Origin of the sequence: Phaeobacter italicus, from assembly GCF_001258055.1 — a bacterium.
Taxonomy (GTDB): Bacteria; Pseudomonadota; Alphaproteobacteria; order Rhodobacterales; family Rhodobacteraceae; genus Phaeobacter; species Phaeobacter italicus.
In genome coordinates, this window is record NZ_CVRM01000011.1 from 797,751 (window position 1) to 815,039 (window position 17,289).

Genomic DNA, 17,289 nt, shown 5'->3' on the forward strand with positions numbered 1-17,289 from the left:
GGGCGCCCATTTTTCTTACCTCTCCCTCCTCCTTTCCGACAAGAGATACACCCGATGACACGTCCGCCCCTCCCCCCGTTTGATGCAGAAAGCGCCGCCAAAAAGGTCCGGCTGGCCGAAGATGGCTGGAACAGCCGCGACCCGGAGAAAGTTGCGCTGGCCTACACAGTCGACTGCAAATGGCGCAATCGCGCCGAGATTTTTCAAGGCCGCGATGCGATTGTCGAATTCCTGACCCGCAAGTGGGATCGCGAACATGACTACCGTCTAATCAAGGAACTGTGGGCCTACACGGACAACCGCATTGCCGTGCGATTTGCCTATGAGTTCCGCGACGATGCCGGTGCCTGGTTTCGCGCCTATGGCAACGAAAACTGGGAATTTGGCGAAGACGGGCTGATGCGCCATCGCATTGCCTCTATCAACGATCTGGCGATCCGCGAGGAAGACCGTCTGTTTCACTGGCCGCAGGGGCGCCGTCCGGATAATCATCCGGGCTTGAGCGACCTTGGCCTATGAGCGGAGCCCGCAACCATGCCACTTGGATTTGCTGAAATCGCCTTTACACCGGCTGTTCAGGCAGAGCAGGCCCGCCATGGCTCGGCCGAGGCCTACAGCGTTGCGCTGGATCCTGACCGCGATGGCGGCCGCCTTCTGGGCCTGCGCGAGAGCGCATTTATCGCGGCGCGTGACAGCATGTTTCAGGCCACGGTATCGGAAACCGGCTGGCCCTATGTCCAGCATCGCGGCGGCCAGCCCGGCTTTTTGCGGGTGCTGGACGCACAGACCATCGGCTATGCGGACCTGAGCGGCAACCGGCAGTATATCTCCACCGGCAATCTGCGGGGCAACGACCGGGTGTCGCTGATCCTGGTGGATTGGAGCCGACGCAAGCGGCTGAAGATCTGGGGGCGCGCTGTTTTGGTCGAGGACGCTGAGGTGATCCGCCAATTGCAGAGCGCAGATCAGGCGTCGGCGGAACGGGCTGTGCTGATCCGCGTGGAGGCCTTTGACTGGAATTGCCCCCAGCATCTGCCCCTGCGCTTTACGGCAGAAGAATACGCGCACATCCACGCCGAGGATCGCACCCGTCTTGAACGGCGCATCCAGGAGCTGGAGACGCGCTTGACTGCGGTCGGGGCAGACCTGCCCTGACCCATCGGCGGAACCGGACTGCCTGCCTGTCCCGGTTCCGCCCACGAAACGGGGGCCAAAAGCATCCCCGAAACGTCACGAGGGGAGGCCATCATGACCAATGTTACCATTGCATTTGCCAAAGCCATGGCGCGCGCGAACGGCTGGAGCCTGACCGACGAGGGCACGCTTTTGTCTGACGGCACGCCCATCGGACAGCTGCACGCGGAAGCGGACGGCTATATTGCCAACAGCGAGTATATGGACCTGATCGAGCGCGTGCGCGCAGGCCATCCCAATCAGGCCCGTCTGGTTGCCGATTACGCCCGCTCCATTTCTCCGGATGCGCTGGGGGTTCTGGGCCTTGCGGTCAAAACCGCCCCGGATCTGCGCAGCTCTCTCAAGCTGATTGAACGCTACTACCGGCTGATTACGGAAACCGCGATCTATCGTTTGGACGAAGGCAGCGAACTGTCTGTTTTTCGCATCGAAGGGCGCTGTGCCCCCCATCCCGCCCTTGGCTTTCGCAACGAATGTGCGCTTGCGGGTGTCCTGAGCAACCTGCGCAAGTTGCTGGACGGATCGCTTGCAGTCAGCCAGGTCTCGTTCCGCCACGCCCCTGCCGCGTCGCCTGAGGAATACCAGGCTGTGTTTGGGTGTGATGTGGTCTTTGGCGCGGAATTCGATGCCATCACCCTGCCCAGCTCCGCGCTTGATCTGTCCAATCGGCTGGGGGATGCGGCTGTGTCGGACTATATGCTGGCCCACCTGCAGGAAAGCTATGGCCGACTGCGCCGAGAGCCACCGCTGCTGCGCGATCTTCTGCGCAGGATGACCCACCTGCTGCAAAACGGCGCGCCGCAGGCAAGCGAGATCGCCCGCGACATGGGGATGAGTGAGCGCACGCTTTATCGTCGCCTGGCCGCCGAAGGGCGCAGCTACCGCGATGTGCTGACAGAGGCACAGATGACCCTTGCCCAATCCCTGTTGCAGGGGGGCGATTGCAGCATTGCCGAGATCGCCTTTCTCACCGGGTTTTCCGAACAAAGCACCTTCAGCCGTGCGTTCAAACGTCATGTAGGACAGGCGCCCGCGCAGTTTCGTGCGGCGGTCACAAGCCCGCGAAAACCGGCGCTTGCTGCAGCCCCGGCCGGGATGGCCGGAACTGCCAAAACCCTGGCAGGCCCTGCCAAGACCGCACAGATGAATGCCTGCTAGACATGAGTTACGGAGACGACGGGCAGGTCGGCTGGCAATGACCTCCACCACCGGCCTGCCGCAGGATCCGACAGATTTCACCCGGCCCGTGTTTCAGGGCCATTTGTTCCCAACGGAACCGCGTTTTGGTTCCATCAATTGCCCGGAAATTCGCCATGAACGACATGACCTCTCTCCTCATCACCGCAGCTGCGGCTGCACTGGCAACCGGTGGCGTCGTCATGGCGCTGACATTCTCGGCCCCTGCCTACGCAAGCCCCTCGCCAACGGCGGACACATTGGTCGGTCGCCCGACGATATCGCTGATTGATGGTGGCCAAGTCGCGCCGGTCTGCGCCTGTCATGCCTCAGCACTCAAGGCCCTGACCTCAGAGTTCAACGCGGCCCAGTAGCCCCCCGACACGGCAGTCCCCCTGCCTGTGCCCGGGCGAGCCTTGCAAGTTGTCTTCCACCTTTGGTGTGCAGGTTCGCCCGACCCAATACAGCCGCGTTCTGCCTGCCCCGACAGGCCGCAACTGCGGTTGTGCGCATCACAAGACCGGATTGACGCCCCTGCTCTGTCAACCGGATGTGGGCGCAGCGCCGGCCCCTTTGTCGCGTGGGGGCCGGCGCTTTTTCTTGTCATCCAGCAAGGAGCGCCCGCCAGCCGCGGATGAAATCCCGCTCCAGCGCAGGATCTGCGCGTGTCGCGGTGCAGTCCTCTGCCCGCTCAAACAGCCCTTCCAGCGCCGCTTCCCAGCAATCCGGCGTCAGATCGCAAACCGGTGCCGCCCCAATGCGGAGGTGATCGCGCAGACCGTCTATCTCGCTCACCAACAGATGCCGACCTGCAGCCAGAGCTTCGATCGCCACCAGGCCGTATGCCTCCCAGCGGGATGGCATCGCCACAACATCCACCGCGCCGATGGCGGCAACCGGATCAGCCGCGAACCCCTTGAAGTGGATCCGTTCATCACCCGCTGCAAGCCGACGCAGGTAGGGTTCATCTTCGCCGGTGCCATAAACATGCAGTTCGATGTCCGCCCGTCGGCATTTGCGCAGCGCCTTGATCAGCACATCAAACCCCTTTTGCCGATGCAGCCGCCCGATGGCCCCGATGATCCGTGGCTTTCCCTGGGCCGGGCTCACCTTGCGAAAGGCCGAGAGATCTACACAAGAGCGGATCGTTGTGATTGCGTCGGGGCTGACAAAGCCGCTGTCCACCAGCCAGCTGGACTGCGCATCGCTGACGCCGACAACCGTATCGAACACGCGATAAGACAACCGCAGCAGCTGAGCAAAGCGCCGCTTGGACGGCACGTTCAAGGCAACGAATTCTTCGGTGTAGCTGTGTTCGACATGAATGAGACGGCTCATCGGATGTTGCCCCCGAAGCGCAAGGAACCGCGGCAGGTTGCGCCAGTTGATCGACAGGTGGGACACGATCACATCCGCCTCGTAGCGGCCAAAGGTCAGCGGGTGATTACCGACTTCGGCCAACTGGTGGTCAGCGGTGACGCTGAGTTCGGGTGAGGACAGGATAAAGTCCACGACGCGCATGACGCCACCTGCGGTGGTATCGTCAACAAGGTGCAGAACACGGGGGCGGGTTTCGTTCAGCATCACGCCTGCCCTCCGGCACGGTTGAATTTCGAGGCCAGCTGCATCAGGCGGCGCAGCGACCCCTCACCGCACAGCGCCAGAACCGCAGCCGCTGCGAGGGTTGCCGTGGATTTCACCGGCTCCTTGATGAGCGGCAGTTTTGACTGTTCCAACCAGCGGCGGGTCAAGGTGAGCGTGCGCCCCCGGTCCATTTCGACAATTGCGCGACGGGAGAGGTAGCGCAGCTGATAGGCCCGCGCTTCGCGGGTGTGGCGTGCAAAAAACTCGGGCGCAAGGGGGGTTAGCTTGGCCACCATCCGCTCCCAGGCTTCCAGCTGGCGATCCGTCGCCGCCGACAACCCGCCAGAATTCACCCGATAGCGTGTCAGCAGACCCGGCACGCCCTCGAACGCCCAATCCGTCACCAGCGCCATGCGCAGCCACATTTCAATGTCTTCGGACTGGCGAAAGGTCTCGTCGAAATACCACGGCCGCTCGCTCTCGCTTGGTGGCATGTAGGACACATCTGCCAGCGCAGCCCGACGGATCACCGGCGCCGAGCCATTGCCGACAGGGTTGCGCTTGAACACATGAGCGGCACTGACACGGCTCAGCCGTGGGCGCTGTGCATGACCGGTGGGCTGACCATCATCATCAATCAAAAGAGAGCCCGAGTAGCTCACTCCGACATGCGGATTTTCACGCAGATGCCAGATATGTTCGGCCAGTTTGGTGGGCTCCCACAGGTCATCGGCGTCGCAAAACCCGATGACATCTCCCTTCGCCGCGTAGATCCCCGTGTTGCGCGCCCCGGCCAGCCCCCGGTTTGCCTGGCTGATCAGACGCAGACGACGATCATGGCTATAGGATTTCACCACCTGCACCGTGGCGTCGGTGGATCCATCATCCACCACGATGATTTCGAAATCCCGCCAGCTCTGGGCTAAGAGCGCATCCAGTGTCTGCGGCAGAGTGTCAGCAACGTTGAATGCAGGAACAATGATCGAAGCAAATGTCATGAAACTTCTCCTCTGCGGGGTCAGGAAAACAGGCTGCGGCTGAAGCGGCGCGGGATGAGCGCGGCACAGACCGAGCCAAGCAGCGTGAGCGCGCCACGGCGCACAGGGGACAGAAACCCGCGTGGAGACTGGCCCAGCCCCAACAGCACGTGTCGCAGGGCAGTCGTGCGCCCCATCCCGAGCCGCAGGGCGCGGCGGGCCAGATAGCGGTGATAGATGGCATGGGAACGCCGCGACGGGCGATGGCCCATGGCGATGGCCGTTTGCAGCGCCCGTTCGCGCCCCGCCTCCATCGCGTCCAGATCGGTTGACAGGCCGCCGGTGCTGCGCCGGTAGTAGGTCTGCAGCATCGGCATCCCCACAATCCGCGCGCCCTGCGCGACAAGGCGGATCAGCCACTCCAGATCTTCGTTGTGCAGCATGGTTTCGTCAAAGCCGCCCGCGCTCTGCATCACGTCACGGCGCACCGACATGTTGGACATGGTGCAGACCGGGTTTTCCCCCATCAGAATGTCAACGCTCAGGTCTGTCTCCGGAACCGTGGACAGGGTTCTGGCATCGCACGGTCGGTGCGAGAAAAAGGCGATCTGACCATAGGCCCCCGCAACCGAAGGATCAGCAAAGATCATCGACAGCTCGCGCAGCTTGGATGGGGCCCATTCGTCATCCGCGTCGCAAAACGCAATCACGTCACCGTCTGCGATGTCCAAGGCACCAAAGTTGCGCGCCGCACTCGGCCCCTTGCTAGGGTTGCGATAAAGCCTGATCCGGCTGTCCCCGGCGGCCATGCAGCGGATCTGCACCCAGGTCGGGTCGGTCGACCCGTCATCTACACAGATTGCTTCCCAATTCGGATAGCACTGGGCCTGCAGGCTTTCGATGGTGCCCGTGATGGTTTTCGCGGCGTTGAAGCAGGGAATGACTACAGAGAATTTCATCATCGTTTCAGACCTTTGCCAGTTTGTGCGCGAAGGCACGTTGAACGAGGGGAAAAGAACCAAGGATCATCACGGCCGACGCAACAAGCGCATAGCCAATGGCAACTGCCAACAATCCCTGAGGCGCCAGAAGCGCGGTATTGAGCGACAGCGCGACAGTCAGAAGCGCCGTGATCCGAAACTCCTGCCCAGCCCGCCCCGTGGCACGCAGGTAGCCTGCACAGGCCGACCAGAGCGTCGTCGGAATTGCCACGAGGCACAGGATCGACACGATCCCATCCAGCGCCTCCCAGCCCGCCCCAAAGAGGACCGGAACATAGACGGGGGCCAACAGCGCTTGCAGGATCACCGCCGGGGTGATGATCCCAAGCGCGAGCAGGATGCTTTGGCTCAGCGCCGCGAGCTTGTCTTTGCTTGCACACAGATGCGGAAACAGAACCGTCGCAAACGCTGTGGAGAAGGAATTCGCAAGCCCCAGACCCGCGTTGAACGCCATGAAGTAAAGACCCAGCACCTCGGCCCCCATCAACGCCCCGACGATCACCTTGTCGATCTGCAGGCGCAGCGCTTTGACCAGTTCCACCCCCAGGACAGTTGCCCCAAACCGCACAAACGGACGCACCGGCGCTGGGTGAACCTCGGGGTTGGCGGTCCAGGGGTGCAGCCGTCGCATTGCCAGCAACCAGTAAGGCGCGGTCACAAGGCGGGGCAGGATCAGCGCAAGTGGCGATGCCCAAACCAGAGCGAGCGCAACCGACAGAAGGTTGGCACCAACAACCTGTGTCCCGGCAATCAACGCCGTGCGTTTCATCCGCCCGGCCCGCATGGCAAGCGCGCATTGCACCAGACCGGCCGGCATGAACAGGTATTCCCCCGCCAAAAGCAGGATCAGCAGCAAGAGCATTGTGCTGCCTCCAAGGGCATAAAGTGCCACGCCAACCAGCGCCTGAAACACAAACAGCCCGGTGCACCAGATCCAGAACAGCCGATGAGCCGTCTTGCAGGTCGCCTCCAGATCCTCGTCCCGCGCGGCCATGATGCGCTGGCCGATCCCGTTTTCAGTCAGCGATTTCAGAATGTCCGCCGCCGCCAGTGCCGCGGCTGCGATCCCGATATGCGCCAGATCCAGTGTGCGTGCGACGGTTACGACAACCAAAAGGCGAGACGCCTTGCTGGCAACCTCGGAGCCGACATAGGCAAAGACGTTCTGCGCAAGCGCCGGCACCTTGGGCAACCGGGTGGGAAACAGTGCTTTTGAGAAACGGGGCTGTGCCATCGGAAAGGTCCATGATTTTCGGTCCCTTCCTTGGTAGCCCAGCCCCCTTGGCTGTGTCCTGCGCACCCCCGGACAGGATCACGGGGCGAAAGATCACAGACCTACACCAAAGGAGAGGTCGATCCCCGTCAAAATCTCTCGCAAGATGAGTGCGCTTGTCTTATCAAGGTCAGAACAGCTAACCGTTTGGATCGCGAAATGAATTCAACGCTACGGACCGGAACTGCCCTGCTGGCCCTGATGAGCGTGGCCGCCTGTACCGCCATCAACCAGCCCCGCAACCTGGAACCGGTTGCGGTCGGAAACGGGTATCAGGCCCAATACCGCGAACCAAAACGTGACATCCGCGAACAGACGTTCCTGCGGTCCGAAGAAATCAACCGTCTCAAATGCCGCCCTCTTATCGGCGGTGCCGAGGGCAATGGCAGCAAATTCGGCGGTCTTGCCAGCGCCTCTTTGCGGGGAGAGCGGCTGTCGCGCAACGATCTGATCGATATCCGCGTGGCAGAAGACGACACCTTTAGCGGTGATTATGTGGTCTCACGCGACGGCACGTTGAACCTGCCTTACCTGCGGCCCATCCGGGCACAAGGGCGGCTGGTGCGCGACGTTGAGGCCGATCTTGCAACCCAGCTGGTGAAGAACGGGTTTTATGATGCGATCCCCCGGATCTCCGTTCGGGTTGCGGATTTTGCATCTGTGACCGTCGGCGTTTCCGGCGCGGTGTTTGAGCCCAAGGCCGTGGAAATTGGCGGGATCGCGGGTGATCAGGTCGACAGCCGCAGACAAGAGGCGCTGGGGGCATCAACCGAGGCCCGCAATCTCTCAGCCGCCTTGCGGGCGACGGGCGGCGTGCGCCCCGACGCTGACATTTCAGCGATCCAGCTGCGCCGGGGCTCGAAGGTTTACACGCTTGATATGCGCGGGGTTTTCGAGGGCCAGAATGCCGTGGATGTGATGCTGCTGACAGGCGATGAAATCAACGTCCCAAGCCGCGGCTGTTTTCAGGATGATCTGATGCGCCCCAGTCCGATCAGCCCGCCGGGGGTTACCTTGTTCCTGTCCAATCTCACCCAGCCCGCAACCGGCAACGCGCCTTCTGCCATCGGGCGTGAAGTGCGTGAAATCCCGTATGGGACGCGCTACATGCAGGCCGTGATTGACACCAACTGCGTTGGCGGGGCGCGCGCCACATCGGCCAACCGCTCTGCAGTCCTGTTTTCACGCAATCCGGTGACCAAAGTTTCGGTCGTCATCGAACGCGGCATTGAAAACATGCTGCGCCGGGCGGATCGGGACGATTATGACCCCTATCTCCTTCCTGGCGACTCCATCGCGTGCTATGACAGCACTATCACCAATATCGGCGAAATCGGCCGGGTTCTGGGGCTTGTCGCGCGCTGAAGCGCGGAGGTCATGCCGCTGACTTGAGAGCAGATTGCGTGGCCAGCCAGATCGCTGGCAGGCCGTCAATCGCCAGTGCAAGATCAGTCGGGCTACCAGATTTGGCCGCCTCTTCAATGGCGATCAGCTGACGACGCAGGCACAGCGCACCGATCGTTGCGGCGCTGCCCGCGCTTTTGTGGGCTTCGGCCGCGATGCGCGGCAAATCCTGCCGCTGCTCGCCCTCTTCTTGCCCGAGCCAGCCAATCAACTCGTCTATCTCTTTGCAAAACCGGGCGACAATCACGCGGGCGCCATCCGGGCTCAGCGCCTGTTTGAGGGATTGCAAATGCTCGTCTGAGACCGCGGGCTCCTTCTGGTCGCAGATCTCGTCCACCTGCTCCGGCAAGGCGCCGCTGCTGAACAGCCCCAGCAAGGCATCTTTGGACAGAGGCTTGGTCAGAATGCCGTCCATCCCGTCTTCCAGAAAGGCGGCCTGCTCCTCTGCCATCACATTGGCTGTCAGCGCAACAATCGGGGTCAGGCTGGCCGGTCCGTTCAAGGCGCGGATTGCCCTTGTGGCGCTGCGTCTGTCCATGACCGGCATGCTGATATCCATCAGGATCAGATCGAACCGCCCGGCCCTGGCCAAATCAACCGCCTCGCGCCCGTTATGTGCCTCGACCACATAGTGCCCGGCGGCGCGCAGCATCTCCCGCGCGACGTCACGGTTGATCGGGTTATCCTCGACCAGCAACACCTTGCGGGGGCCGGTGATCGGATTGCCACGGGCCTGCCTTGCGTGGATCGGACCGGCAGGCTGCGGCGGCTCGGCCTCTTCCACCGGCAGCTCCACGATAAAGCTGCTGCCCTGCCCCGGCGTGCTTTCGACATCGATATGTCCGCCAAGCGCGGTGACAAAGCGTTTGGTCAGCGCCAGCCCAAGTCCGGTCCCGCCGACATTTCGCGCATATGAGCTGTCGCCCGTCACGAAATCCTCAAACACATGGCGGATCTGGTCAGGGGTGATCCCGATGCCGGTATCCTCCACCACGATCTGCAACCCGTTTTCGCGCCCCAGGCAGGCCAGCGTCACACGGATGCGTCCGTTGTGGGTGAACTTGACCGCGTTACCCACGAGGTTCATCAATATGTCCTGAAGACGGTCCTTGTCAGCACGGATCCAGTTCTTGGCCGGTCCATCCCATTGCCACTCCAGAACCGACTGATTGGCAGCGGCAGAGGCGCTCTGGTTGTCGATGATGTCCTGAACCAGATCACTGATATTCATCACAACGGGTCGCAGATGCAGGCGCCCTGCATCGTATTTAGTGATATCAAGAACGCCATTGATGTGGCTCAGCAAGAGTTTGCCGGAGGTTTCCATATTGCCGATATAACGGCGCTGACGTGCCGTGAGCCGCGTGTCCTGCAGCAGCGTCAGATTCCCTAGAAGACCGTTCAGCGGCGTGCGAATTTCATGGCTCATGGTCGCAAGAAAGTTGGTTTTGGCCTTTTCGCCAGCCAGCGCCAAATCGCGGGCGGAGACGAGCTCTTCTTCTGCCGCGACCTGAGCGGAGATATCGCGCAGAAAGGCGACAAAGATCTCACCCTGAGCGGTTTCTGCGCTCTGAATGGCCAGCTCGACCGGAAAGACCTCGCCGGTCGCGCGCTTGGCCTCAAGGCGGACTCGGCCAGAGCCAACAACCCGCCGGGTGCCCCCGTTGCGCAGCCGCGCCATGCCTGCGGCATGGGCTGCCTTGTGGTGGTCCGGCACGATCACATCCGCCAGATCCCGGCCAATCACCTCTTGCGCGGGGATTGCAAAGATCTGCTCAGCTGCCGCGTTGAACTCAAGGATGCGGCCAGTTGTATCGCTTATGATGACCCCATCAAGCGACGTCCCCATGACCACATTCATACGGCGACTGGCCTCGACAACTTCGGCGCGCCGGCGCACGTTCTGGGAGTTGAGGTGATTGAGATATCCTGCCAGTGCAAGCAGGGCCACAATCAGCCCGCCCACGGAAAGGCCAAGCCACACCAGCGTCCGACCCGTCTGTTCGCGGCGCGCGTCCGTCAGTGCCACAAGATGCCCCAGCGCAGAGATCGAAAGATCACGGACCACCGGGCGTATTTCAGCCGCTTGTTCCGCAAGGTCGGGGAGGTTCTGCCTCAGCTCGACGTTGCTCGCATCAATCGCTGGCAGGGCCGCTTGCAGAAACCCGTCCACCCGGCCCAATGCCGTGCGAAGGCGCGGCAACTCGCGCAGCGGCGCGTACAGTTCTGCTTCGTTCAAGATCCGGATGCGGCTGTAGAATATATCAAACTCGCGGCGCAGTGTGTTGAGATCGCCATCACCGTCGCCCTCGGCCGCCACCAGCGCGGTGTAGAATTCCAGGAACTCCACATCGGTCTGCGAGAGCGACCATTGCAGGTTGTCCTTATGGGCTGCGTTCAGATCCTGCACATCCCGCAAGATGTGCGAGCCGAAGACCGCGACAGCTGCAAAGGCCAGGGAAAACAACACTGCCGGAATCAGGATGCGTACGCGCGGTGTCATAGGTGCACTGCCAGTCATGCTGCCGCCTCCTGCTGGGTGGGTTCAGTCGTGTGGTGATGTCTCTTTGTCTTGGGAACGTCTGTGGGTCGGGCTGTCTGGCGGGATCAGTTCAGCACTTCCAACCGATCCAGCTGCCAGATGCTGCGGGAATAGATGATCTCTGTCTGAAAGCGAGGATCGGAGTCATAAGGATAGACAATCCAAAGCGGACCCTTGTCGCGCACCGACATCGGGGCCCCGTTCATGCGAAAGGCGATCATCGCGCCCTCGTCCGAGATGTCCTCAAGCGGGATGGTGACGGAATAGTCGTTGATCGCAGTCGCCCGGAGCGCATCGCCCTGCATTCCCAAGGCATCAATCAACGTGGCCAGGGACACACCGTCAAACTGCTGCGGGCCATCCGTCCAGATTGTCGTGGTTTCAAAGCTGCGGGCACCCAGCTGTTCCAGCATCGCCAGATCCAGAACCGCTGCGCCGTCCATGTTGGTCACAGCTGCGTTGGATACGGTCAGAACAACCTCTTCCTGCGGCTTGCCAAGATCCTTGGCCGCGACAGGCACAGCGATCGGGGTTGCGGTGAAGGCAACGGCGAAAACAGTCATCATCAGAAAACGAAACATGGCGCATCCCTTTTGGTGTCTGGGAAATTTATTCCATGAGATGGACCACCTTGCACGTGGACAGAGGTATCGTGCCCTATCCTAAAGGATAGTCTGCGGGGTATCTTCTGCACAAGAAACCGTGATCTGCCCGCAAAAACCTAGCGCGCCCCGCAAGCACCAGCAGGTGGCTTGCAGGGCGCGACCGTTCGGATGCGCGGTCTGTCAGTAGGCCCCCCGACCCGACAGAACAGCTCCGATCGTGCGATACATCAGCGCCAGATCCAGCCCGACAGAGGCCTCTTTGGCATAGGCGATATCCATTTCGACCATCTCGTCAAACCCGACATCCGCGCGCCCAGAGACCTGCCACACACCCGTGATGCCGGGCTTTACCGCCAGCCTGCGCAGCGCCCGCGGCGGATAGGCATCGACCTCGACCGGCAGGGCCGGACGGGGACCGACAATGGACATATCCCCGCGCAGCACATTGAAGATTTGCGGCAGCTCGTCGATTGAGGCGCGACGGATGAACCGTCCAACCCGGGTGATGCGCGGATCCGCCTTGGCCTTGAAGCACACACCATCGCGATCCGATTGCGACAGGACGGCCGCCCTGCGGGCCTCGGCGTCCTGGCTCATGGAGCGGAACTTGAACATCGTGAATGTCTCACCGTTCTGACCTACACGGGTCTGGCGAAAGATAACGGGCCCCCGGCTTTCGGCGCGAATGGCAAGGGCTGTCAGGGCAAAGACAGGTGCCAGCAGAACCAGCGCAGTTGCGGCCGTTGCCACGTCCAGCACCCGTTTGGCCGCGATGCGCCGCTTTGCCCGGTTTTCGGCAGTGGCGAAGGCGCGTCTTGCGGCATTGGCGACAAAGGTAAAATTCCCCACCAGATACCGTTTGGCGAGACGGCGCGGCTCTTTCATCAGGCGCCAGCCCCATTCCATCCGGGCCTGACGGACAAGGCGCGGAGCCCGGTCAATGACACCTGCACTGAAATCAAGAAACGCGCCAACAGCCAGCGTCAGGTCAGCCGCCAGGCGATCGGCGTAACGATCCAGCCACATCTCCTGCAGCGGCACGCCCATTGCGACCAGCACGATATCTGCGCCACTCTCGTTGATATCTGCAATCACCGCCTCGGGGTCCGCTGCGCCGCCGTAGCCATCCCGTGTCCCGGCAATGCGCAGGTTCGGCGTGCTCAGGATCAACTGCGTGGCTGCCGCATCCGCGACACCCGGCTTGCCACCAAACAGATAGACCCACTTGCCGCGGGTCGCGGCCTGCTCCAGCAGCTTTGGCAGCAGATCGGTCCCGTTGAGGTTCGCGGCCAGTTTCTGCCCGGTAAAGCGGGCCGCCAGTTCGATGCCCGCGCCATCGGGCAACAACATGTCCGCGCGCGCCACCGCATCTGCATAGCCACGATCCTGGCGGCGAATGTTGCAGCAATGGGCGTTCATGAAGAACACCCGCCGACGGCCCGGAGCGAGCAGAGCCCGAACGGTTTTGTCGGCGGTTTCATCAACCAGGTTAAGGTCAAGCGCTGGCAGATACTGGGTTGCCAGAGCGGGGCGGGACACAGGTGTCACCGGTGTGGTGTGCAGCAAAGGGAACTGGAAGCTCATCATGCAACTCCTTGATAAGACGTTGGTTGTCTTCAGGGTGTCGAATGATGCGCAGTGGCTCAACGCAGCGGACGGACAGGTTTGGAGGACATAGGGACAGCGATTTTCAACTTCGAACAGGGCCCCTATCCAAGGGGGTATGCCCCATACCAAAGAGACAGCAGGCTCTCCCCTTTCGCGCTGGTGCGATGGCCCGGCCCGCGCCTAATCTAAAAAGACAAACCGCGCCCGACCGGATCCGGGCATCTGAACGGATTGCACAGCGAGGGAGACCCAGCATGCGCGTATTGATTGCCGATGATCACGACCTTCTGCGAGACACATTGGTGATGTTTCTCGAAAGCGAAGGCGGCATGAGCACATGCGCCGCCAATAGCCTGCCTGCGGCGCAGGAACGGATGGAGACAGATGGCCCCTTTGATCTGATCCTGCTGGATTACAACATGCCGGGGATGGATGGGCTGCAAGGTCTGTTTGACACGATGGCCATGAACGGCGGCCAGCGGGTTGCGCTGATCTCGGGCCAGGCCAGCCGCGAGGTTGCGGAACAGGCGCTGGATGCGGGCGCCGCAGGGTTTGTGCCCAAGACACTGCCCGCAAAATCAATGATCAATGCTGTCCGGTTCATGGCAATGGGCGAACAATATGCGCCCATCGACTTTATGACCGCAGTCGAAGACACGCCCTGCCCGCTGACCTCCACACTCTCTCCTCGCGAGATCGAGATGCTGCGGGGTTTGAGCGAAGGCAAGGCCAACAAGGAAATCGCCCGTGATCTCAATATCGCGGAACCCACTGTCAAACTGCACATGAAGTCGCTTTATCGCAAAATGAAGGTCAGCAACCGAACGCAGGCAGCGCTGGTTGCTCGTGACAAAGGGTTGTTTTGACTATCCAGACGGATAGGCGCGCGCACAAACGCCCTGCGTGACTGCCCATCGGGGTTGCCGAAACGCGGCTTAGCTTCCTGTATTCTTTAGAGAAAGGAGAGCCGCAATGACCCCCGAACAGCTTCGCTACAACTTTCTCGCCAAGCCAAAGCACAGCTTTCGCCACAACGCGATCCGCGCCCTGAAAGGGGGGCGTCTGAACGATCTGGGGCGCCTGCCGCGCTACACCGCCAGCCTGATTTTGGGCTCTGCGCTGATCTGGGCCCCCATCAGCGGATATCTTAAAACGGCGCCTCTGACCTTTCGTTCGCACACCTCACTGATCCTGCCGGGGTCCGGTGCCTCGGCCTCCTTGAACCTCAACGGGATCGGTCAGGCCACGTCCTATGCGAATTCGGCCTTTGCCTCCAACTCCGTCAGCCCAACCGAAACCTACAAGCGTCTGCTTGGCGCCGATCGCATTCTCGCGGCGGCGGCGGCTTCGCTCGATCTCAGCCGTGAGGCGTTTGGAAAGCCCCGGATCAAACTGGTCGATCAAACGGGCCTGATCCATCTGGAGGTCACGGGCCGTTCGCCAGAGGACGCACAGGCCCGAGGCGATGCGCTGATTGCGGCCTTCCTGAGCGAGTTGGATGCCCTGCGCGCCGATGAACAGAACACCCGCGAGGACAGCGGATTGGGGGCGATTGATGAATACCGCACCTCAGTTGCCGGGACCCGGCAGGAAATCGTTGCCCTGCAGAACGAAACCGGTCTGCTGTCCGCCGAGGACTACGACGCAATGGCAGAGGCCACCCGCGGCCTGAGCGGCCGTGTCGAGGATCTGATCGCGCAGTTGAATGATGCAACTGAAGGCGTCGCAGCCCTTGAGGCGAGCCTTGGTCTCAGCGCTGCAGCCGCCGCTGCAACACTTAAACAATATGCCGACAGTGAATTTGTGGCCCTGATCGACGAGGTCGGCACCCATGCTGCGGCGCTGGCCGAAGCGCGGGCAAGTTTCGGTGAACAACACCCCAAGGTGCGTACCGCTTTCCAGGCCCATGAAACCGCCCTCAAGACAGCACGGATCCGCGCCAGTGCCGTGACCGGCCTGCCCCTTAGCCAACTGGCCACGCTGGACGTGGCCCCCGCCGGGGCAAGGGCCGAACTGCTGTCGCGCCTCGTTCAGCTGGATGCCACCCGTGCAGGCACAGCCGAACAGCTGAAAACCATGAAAACCCGCCTGCAGCAGGAACAGGCCACCCTCGCGCGTCTTGCCCCAGCTGCGGCCCGGCTTGAAGATCTGCAAAGGGATTTTTCCGTTGCAGAGGCGGTGTTTGCCAGCGCTATCGCACGTAGCCAATCGACCAAATCGGATGTCTATGCCTCCTACCCGTTGGTGCAGGTTCTGGAAAACCCGTCCCTGCCTGATCGCCCCTCTTCGCCCAATCGCAAACTGGCGCTGGCTGCCGGAGGCGCCGCCACGTTGATGCTGATCATTGGTCTGGCGCTTGGCTGGGGCCGCTCTGCACTGATCGACAAGCTGATCATGCGGCGCGAAAAAACCAAGGGGGTTGCAGGATGAGCCCGCAAAACCCGGCAGAGAGCCTCCTTTACAAGGCGCTGATCTGGACCTGGCCGTTCTATGCCATTGGTGCCCTCTACGCCGTCGGCCCGGTGCTGGGCTGGACGGCCGGGGCACTGGCGCTGCTCGCGGCCTACCTTGGGCCTGCAATGCGAGAGGACCTGCAGCCCGCAACCACAGTGCCCGGTCTGATCTGGATCTGGGGGCTGGGCATGGCGGTCATGTTGCTGGCGCTTTGGGTGGGCCATCTGGACTGGGGCCTTGGCACCAAGCAGACCATCAAATCAAGCATCGGCTGGGCAAAAGGCTGGGCGCTTTTGGCGTTGTTTCCACTGGTTGGGGCAATCCTGCCGATCCGCCGCACGCTCCTGATCCGTGGCCAATGTGTTGTCGGAGCCTGGACACTCGCGCTCGCGCCGATCCTGTTGATTGCGCCATACATTGGTCTGCCGGAGAAAATCTTCACCTCTCCCTTCAAGGTGCTGGGGGGACCGGGACCAGAGTATTTCAGCGTCTATTTCTTCACCTATGACCCCTCCAGCTGGACACCGCGCTGGCAGTTCTACGCCCCCTGGTCGCCCTTTGCCGCCTTGCTGGGGGTCATTATGGTGCTGTTCGCGATCGAAGAGGAGAACCGCAACTGGAAGGCGGCGGGGATTGCCGCAGGCGTCTTGATGATCTTGGCGTCAAAATCGCGAATGGGGCTGGTCGGGCTGGTGGCCTGTACAGTTGGCCCGCGGCTCTTGCCTCTTGTTCTCAAGGGATGGGCCTGGCATGTCACCGCTGCCTTGACCGCTTCGCTTGCTGTGGTGGGCACCGCGCTGTTGAGTTTTGTGCAAAACGGGATCACCGCCTTCAAAGAGGCGCGCGCAGACAGCACGCGGGTGCGCGAAACCCTTCAGCGCATCGCCGAGGAACGCTGGCAGAACGATGCCTTCTGGTTTGGTCACGGCACCGTCCAGCCCGGTCCGCATCTGGTGGAATACATGCCCATCGGCAGCCATCACACCTGGTTCGGCCTGCTGTTCGTCAAGGGCGTGGTCGGGTTTCTCGCGCTTGCGGTGCCATTAGGCCTGCACATCTGCGTTGTGATGGCTGACGCTGCCCGCAATCCCCGAGGGCGCCTGCCGCTTGGTATCTTGATGACCATGGTGCTGTTGTCTTTTGGCGAGAATATCGAGATCGAAGCCTACATGCTTTGGCCGGGTCTTGTGATGCTTGGCGTGCATCTTCGCGAAATGCAGGCAGACAGTTGCGCAGAAAGACCGGCGCACGCCGTCGCGCCCGCACGGGTATAACCTCACAAGATCAATTAATTAAACAGCGCACCTCATCCAAAAGAAAGAGGGGAGACAGCCTGTGTCTCCCCTTCGAGGTACACGGAACCGGTGGTTTTGATTACCGCCCGAGGTCGTTGCCTGTGCCCGGTCCGTGGCGGGACGAGCGCACCCATCCCGAGTTAGCTGACCCGCGCCAACCGATGCAGCGCAGATCG

15 protein-coding genes are annotated in these 17,289 nt (G+C 61.7%); 8 read left to right on the top strand and 7 right to left on the bottom strand.

Annotated elements, in window-relative coordinates:
* The first annotated feature begins 54 nt into the window (after positions 1–54).
* The 4 genes from NIT7645_RS07000 (at position 55) to NIT7645_RS07015 (ending at position 2,744) form a co-directional block, all read left to right on the top strand.
* Entirely contained in the window at positions 55–519 is a 465-nt protein-coding gene (locus NIT7645_RS07000) for a nuclear transport factor 2 family protein (RefSeq protein ID WP_008559059.1), read from the top strand.
* A 15-nt stretch (positions 520–534) separates the two neighbouring features.
* The gene (locus NIT7645_RS07005) at positions 535–1,155 is read left to right on the top strand and encodes a pyridoxamine 5'-phosphate oxidase family protein (protein WP_008562530.1); all 621 of its coding nucleotides are present in this window, start codon (positions 535–537) and stop codon (positions 1,153–1,155) included.
* A 93-nt stretch (positions 1,156–1,248) separates the two neighbouring features.
* Positions 1,249–2,352 carry an AraC family transcriptional regulator gene (locus tag NIT7645_RS07010; protein ID WP_008563154.1) on the top strand — a complete coding sequence of 368 codons (1,104 nt, stop codon included), beginning with the start codon at positions 1,249–1,251 and terminating at the stop codon, positions 2,350–2,352.
* Between the two features lie 155 nt (positions 2,353–2,507).
* On the top strand, positions 2,508–2,744 hold the full coding sequence (locus NIT7645_RS07015; RefSeq protein WP_037302353.1) for a hypothetical protein: 237 nt from the start codon (positions 2,508–2,510) through the stop codon (positions 2,742–2,744).
* A 229-nt stretch (positions 2,745–2,973) separates the two neighbouring features.
* Here the strand turns inward: NIT7645_RS07015 and NIT7645_RS07020 are convergent, their stop codons facing one another.
* Genes NIT7645_RS07020 through NIT7645_RS07035 form a run of 4 tightly spaced genes read right to left on the bottom strand, consistent with a single transcriptional unit; the run spans position 2,974 to position 7,166 of the window.
* Positions 2,974–3,954: a glycosyltransferase gene (locus NIT7645_RS07020; RefSeq protein WP_008559238.1), complete on the bottom strand. Its 981-nt coding sequence runs from the start codon at positions 3,952–3,954 to the stop codon at positions 2,974–2,976.
* The gene (locus NIT7645_RS07025) at positions 3,954–4,952 is read right to left on the bottom strand and encodes a glycosyltransferase family 2 protein (protein ID WP_008563257.1); all 999 of its coding nucleotides are present in this window, start codon (positions 4,950–4,952) and stop codon (positions 3,954–3,956) included. Before NIT7645_RS07025 ends, NIT7645_RS07020 begins: the two co-directional genes overlap by 1 nt.
* A 20-nt stretch (positions 4,953–4,972) precedes the next feature.
* Positions 4,973–5,893, bottom strand: a complete 921-nt coding sequence (locus NIT7645_RS07030; protein WP_037302351.1) for a glycosyltransferase family 2 protein — start codon at positions 5,891–5,893, stop codon at positions 4,973–4,975.
* Positions 5,894–5,897: 4 nt separating this feature from the next.
* Positions 5,898–7,166, bottom strand: coding sequence for an oligosaccharide flippase family protein (locus NIT7645_RS07035; protein WP_008559550.1), 1,269 nt, complete (start codon positions 7,164–7,166; stop codon positions 5,898–5,900).
* 198 nt (positions 7,167–7,364) lie between these two features.
* Between NIT7645_RS07035 and NIT7645_RS07040 the strand changes: the two genes are divergently transcribed.
* Positions 7,365–8,570: a polysaccharide biosynthesis/export family protein gene (locus tag NIT7645_RS07040; protein WP_037302349.1), complete on the top strand. Its 1,206-nt coding sequence runs from the start codon at positions 7,365–7,367 to the stop codon at positions 8,568–8,570.
* Between the two features lie 10 nt (positions 8,571–8,580).
* Here the strand turns inward: NIT7645_RS07040 and NIT7645_RS07045 are convergent, their stop codons facing one another.
* The 3 genes from NIT7645_RS07045 to NIT7645_RS07055 all read right to left on the bottom strand — a co-directional run bounded on the left by NIT7645_RS07045 (position 8,581) and on the right by NIT7645_RS07055 (position 13,343).
* Positions 8,581–11,130 carry a hybrid sensor histidine kinase/response regulator gene (locus NIT7645_RS07045; protein WP_050686392.1) on the bottom strand — a complete coding sequence of 850 codons (2,550 nt, stop codon included), beginning with the start codon at positions 11,128–11,130 and terminating at the stop codon, positions 8,581–8,583.
* Positions 11,131–11,216: 86 nt separating this feature from the next.
* Positions 11,217–11,732: a putative pterin-binding protein gene (locus NIT7645_RS07050; protein WP_008560244.1), complete on the bottom strand. Its 516-nt coding sequence runs from the start codon at positions 11,730–11,732 to the stop codon at positions 11,217–11,219.
* Between the two features lie 204 nt (positions 11,733–11,936).
* Positions 11,937–13,343, bottom strand: coding sequence for a WecB/TagA/CpsF family glycosyltransferase (locus tag NIT7645_RS07055; RefSeq protein WP_082204839.1), 1,407 nt, complete (start codon positions 13,341–13,343; stop codon positions 11,937–11,939).
* A gap of 275 nt (positions 13,344–13,618) precedes the next feature.
* Between NIT7645_RS07055 and NIT7645_RS07060 the strand changes: the two genes are divergently transcribed.
* The 3 genes from NIT7645_RS07060 (at position 13,619) to NIT7645_RS07070 (ending at position 17,092) form a co-directional block, all read left to right on the top strand.
* Positions 13,619–14,230, top strand: a complete 612-nt coding sequence (locus tag NIT7645_RS07060; protein ID WP_008562125.1) for a response regulator transcription factor — start codon at positions 13,619–13,621, stop codon at positions 14,228–14,230.
* A gap of 106 nt (positions 14,231–14,336) precedes the next feature.
* Positions 14,337–15,794 (top strand): GumC domain-containing protein, encoded by a 1,458-nt coding sequence (locus NIT7645_RS07065; RefSeq protein WP_037302348.1) that lies wholly within the window; start codon positions 14,337–14,339, stop codon positions 15,792–15,794.
* Positions 15,791–17,092: an O-antigen ligase family protein gene (locus tag NIT7645_RS07070; protein ID WP_008563100.1), complete on the top strand. Its 1,302-nt coding sequence runs from the start codon at positions 15,791–15,793 to the stop codon at positions 17,090–17,092. Before NIT7645_RS07065 ends, NIT7645_RS07070 begins: the two co-directional genes overlap by 4 nt.
* Positions 17,093–17,289 lie beyond the last annotated feature (197 nt).